Origin of the sequence: Pseudonocardia sp. SID8383, assembly GCF_009864975.1 — a bacterium.
GTDB lineage: Bacteria > Actinomycetota > Actinomycetes > Mycobacteriales > Pseudonocardiaceae > Pseudonocardia > Pseudonocardia alni.
This window is the reverse complement of record NZ_WWFY01000610.1, coordinates 1-990: the sequence shown is the minus strand read 5'-3', so window position 1 is coordinate 990 and position 990 is coordinate 1. Positions and strand designations below refer to the sequence as shown.

1 protein-coding gene is annotated in these 990 nt (G+C 77.8%); it reads left to right on the top strand.

The window, feature by feature from the left end:
• A partial coding sequence (locus GTW08_RS14810) for a UvrD-helicase domain-containing protein (RefSeq protein WP_161152082.1) occupies positions 1 to 990 on the top strand: 990 nt, incomplete at both ends.

Here is a 990-nt window from a genome sequence, read left to right as displayed (position 1 = left end):
CTCGCCGGGGCCCGGCTGCTCGACGACCTGGACCCGTCGGGTGCGCGGCGCGCCGCGCTGCTGGCCGGCGAGCCCACCGTCGCGACCTACCACGCCTACGCCGGTCGCCTGGTCGGTGAGCACGCGCTGCGGCTGCCCGCCGAGCCCGCCGCCCGGCTGCTCGGCCCGACGGCGGCCTGGCAGCTGGCCCACCGGGTCGTCTCCACCTGGGCCGCGGACCTGGAGATCGACCGGGTCCCCGCGACCGTCACCGGCTACCTGCTCTCCCTGGCCGGGGAGCTGGGGGAGCACCTCGTCGAACCGGACCAGGTGCGGCGCCTCGCCGAGCGGATGCTGCCGGTGCTGGAGCACGCCCCGCCCGGCAAGCGGCAGCGCGCCGAGCCCTCGGCCGGGTACAAGGCCCGCATCGCCGGGCAGCGGATGCGCTGCGAGCTGCTGCCGCTGGTCGAGGAGTTCGCCCGGCGCAAGCAGGCCGAGCAGGCCATGGACTTCGCCGACCAGATGGCCCTCGCGGCCCGGATCGCCGAGGCCGACCCGGAGGTCGGGCGGATCGAGCGTTCCCAGTACCGGGCCGTGCTGCTCGACGAGTATCAGGACACCGGGCACGCCCAGCGGGTGCTGCTCCGCGCCCTGTTCGGCGTGCCGCCCGGGCTCGCCCCGGAGCCGGACGACGGCCCGGACCACCGCTCGGTCACCGCGGTCGGCGACCCCTGCCAGTCGATCTACGGCTGGCGGGGCGCGAGCGCCGGGAACCTGGCGCGCTTCCGCACCGACTTCCCCGCCGCGGGCGGTGACCCCGCGCCCGTGCACGGGCTGCTCACCAGCTTCCGGAACCCGGCCGAGGTACTCGTCCTGGCCAACCGGGTCTCCGAGCCGCTGCGGACCGCGCCCGGCACCGTGCGGGTGGGGGAGCTGCGCCCGCTCGACGGCGCCGGCCCCGGCGACGTCCGGGCCGCCCTGCTGCCCGACGTCGCGGCCGAGGTGGCCTGG